Source organism: Aliiglaciecola litoralis (assembly GCF_039523355.1).
In the GTDB taxonomy this organism is placed as follows: Bacteria; Pseudomonadota; Gammaproteobacteria; order Enterobacterales; family Alteromonadaceae; genus Aliiglaciecola; species Aliiglaciecola litoralis.
The window spans coordinates 1-2,502 of sequence record NZ_BAAAFD010000031.1 but is presented as its reverse complement, the minus strand read 5'-3'; the positions used below and the strand labels follow the sequence as shown (position 1 = coordinate 2,502).

4 protein-coding genes are annotated in these 2,502 nt (G+C 40.2%); all 4 read right to left on the bottom strand.

What is annotated here, in order from left to right; all coding sequences use genetic code 11:
- Positions 1–237 precede the first annotated feature (237 nt).
- The 4 genes from ABD036_RS18960 to ABD036_RS18945 all read right to left on the bottom strand — a co-directional run bounded on the left by ABD036_RS18960 (position 238) and on the right by ABD036_RS18945 (position 2,351).
- Positions 238–567 (bottom strand): hypothetical protein, encoded by a 330-nt coding sequence (locus ABD036_RS18960; RefSeq protein ID WP_343862746.1) that lies wholly within the window; start codon positions 565–567, stop codon positions 238–240.
- Positions 568–917: 350 nt separating this feature from the next.
- Positions 918–1,097 carry a hypothetical protein gene (locus ABD036_RS18955; RefSeq protein ID WP_343862744.1) on the bottom strand — a complete coding sequence of 60 codons (180 nt, stop codon included), beginning with the start codon at positions 1,095–1,097 and terminating at the stop codon, positions 918–920.
- Positions 1,098–1,558: 461 nt separating this feature from the next.
- Complete coding sequence (locus ABD036_RS18950) at positions 1,559–1,858, bottom strand: hypothetical protein (RefSeq protein WP_343862742.1); 300 nt, start codon at positions 1,856–1,858, stop codon at positions 1,559–1,561.
- A 115-nt stretch (positions 1,859–1,973) separates the two neighbouring features.
- Positions 1,974–2,351: a hypothetical protein gene (locus ABD036_RS18945; protein WP_343862740.1), complete on the bottom strand. Its 378-nt coding sequence runs from the start codon at positions 2,349–2,351 to the stop codon at positions 1,974–1,976.
- Positions 2,352–2,502: the final 151 nt, after the last annotated feature.

Here is a 2,502-nt window from a genome sequence, read left to right as displayed (position 1 = left end):
TGAATACATTTAGCCTTTACACCATTAATTTGATACTCATCAGAATTAACAGCGTTCACTGCGCCTTTAAGGCCTTTACTCAGTTTAGAAATTAACGACATTTAAAACCTCCATGTACATATAACGCTTCACATATGGGGCGCAGGCTTGCTGGCTATACTTGCGAAGAATGAGCATGGCCAGCGAGTAAGCGTCCCAATGAGCGCAGCGAATGAACATAATGTGCTTGTTATGTTTTTAGCGCAAGCAAGTGCCATCATCGAAAGAATATGTGAGTAATTTATTATTAGACACTGCTATTACTTCCTTTTCTTTTATCGACCGAATAGCGATATTTTTTTGTTCTAGCTGTTGAAGAAGTTCTTCGCAATTATCAAAGTCGCCTGGTTGTGGCATGCCTTTATATTGAGACTCAATTATGTCTTGGAATGTACCAACGGGCTTGAGGTTAAGTTTCTTTGCTTCTTCCTTGCTAATTCGTTGCCCAGTAACTGTGGTCTTTTCATTATTTTTACTTGCACAAGCGGTAAGTAATAAGCACAAAAACAATAATACGATTTTATTCATTTTGACTTCCTTGAGAAAAATATAACGCCCCAATAATGGGCTAAAAATTGTTGGCTATAATGACCGAGGCACGAAGGAAAGCCAACGAGTTTTTGTCCCAGTGACCGAAGGGAGCGGATTAATTGGATTGTTATATCCCATACTGGTTAACTGAAGGAAACGATAAAACAACCCACCATGTCAAAACTGAAAAAGCGATTTTAGCAACTAACTCCAAAATTGACTTCAGAACAATACTTCGGTCACCTTCAGGATTACCCCAACCTCCCTTGAAATCATCATCTAATGAAATTAAGTGACCTACGGAAGCAAATACAGTTACACAAGCAAAGCTAAAAGCCAGAGATACCTCACCAAAATACGAAATTAGCAAAGTTAAAATTAAAGCCCATATTGAAAATATTAGTACTTGTCTCATTTGGGATATAACGCTTTGCTAAGGGGCAGTTGCGAGTGTTTTTGGCGAAGCCAGCGAGTAACTGTCCCGCAGCGTTTTTTGCTGCATACTTGAGCAACTTGTTATGTGCCATTTGTTCGAACTTCCTCGCCGCAGCTTAGACAATAAACGCTGCCTTTAAACCAATGAAAAGCAAGCTCCGCTCCCGAGTCATATTTCGAGTTCTTGTGAGGCTTTTTAAACCAAAGAAACATAAGTTTTTTCGAGCACACTGGGCATTTGACAAAAGGGGCTAAACTGTAATGCGCAAAACTGAAAAAGACTCCACTAAATAGTAAGATAAGAGTAACGTACTCAAGTGTTTTGATACTAGAAAAATATGCAAAAGGCAACAGAACACATACTGACAATAACAACTGCCCAGCAGCAATAAATGCTGATAATGAGCAATACCATCCTAGCTTTGGTGCGATCTTCAACTAATTATCCTTTGGCACATAACGCTTTGCCAAGGGGCAAATGCGAACGTTGTTGGGCTTTGCCCAGTGAGTATTTGTCCCAGCCGCGCTTTTTGCGGCGAACTTAGGCAACTTGTTAGGTTTCAGGTGCATTTTGGATGCCTGAATTGCCATTTAAAACATCATTTTCGAAAACATACCAAGAGCGCTCCATATTTGAAATCCAATGATCCTTGTTTCGCACTTGACCGGATGCTTCCTTCGCGTAACCAACAGCTTCACTTAATTTTCCTGATGTATACCCATTTAATTGCGGTTTAATCTGTGAAGCCATAAACTCCAATTTTCGTAAGGGGCTGGCAGCTTCCTTTTTGCTGTGAGCATAAATTACCTCATCGATTAAGCTTCGCAGTTCTTTTAGTTTTTCATTATCCATTTCGATTAACCTCTTTTATGAAACCTAACGCCCCTATTAAACGGCACAGACTTGCTGGCTATACTTTGCGAAGAATGAGCTAAGCCAGCGAGTTTGGGTCCGGTTGAATGGATTGTTATGTTTCGTTGGTGGGACAACTGCTGTCGTCAAAAGAGTATTCATAAATTCCATGTTCACTTTCTAATACAACATTATTTTCGTCCACTATGCGCATTTCTAAGTTGCTTCCTGCCAAAGCCGATAGTAAACCTTTGCAATCACCTATATCTTTAGGTTGCGGAAGGCTCTTCATGCCCGCCAAAGCTTGCATAAAGTTACTAGACTCATTCTTCTTATTTAAACTCATTTTTAATTTAGGTCCTGGCGGTATTTCAGACCGTTCTATTCTGGTACCCGTTACAGTGATCTTTTGCGATGATTCATCGTCAACTTTTGGTTTTGAAGCACACGCGGCCACCAAAGTTACAAGCACTAAAATAAATAAAACTCTCATATAAACTCCTTTTCTTTAAGAAACATAACGCTTTGCCAAGGGGCAAATGCGAACGTTGTTGGGCTTTGCCCAGTGAGTATTTGTCCCAGCCGCGCTTTTTGCGGCGAACTTAGGCAACTTGTTATATGCACTAATCTTTATCGACCCAATG

Bases quoted from the DNA above. Each gene is read 5' to 3' on its own strand.
- ABD036_RS18960 (WP_343862746.1), bottom strand. From the start codon at position 567: ATGAATAAAATCGTATTATTGTTTTTGTGCTTATTACTTACCGCTTGT.
- ABD036_RS18955 (WP_343862744.1), bottom strand. From the start codon at position 1,097: ATGGCACATAACAAGTTGCTCAAGTATGCAGCAAAAAACGCTGCGGGA.
- ABD036_RS18950 (WP_343862742.1), bottom strand. From the start codon at position 1,858: ATGGATAATGAAAAACTAAAAGAACTGCGAAGCTTAATCGATGAGGTA.
- ABD036_RS18945 (WP_343862740.1), bottom strand. From the start codon at position 2,351: ATGAGAGTTTTATTTATTTTAGTGCTTGTAACTTTGGTGGCCGCGTGT.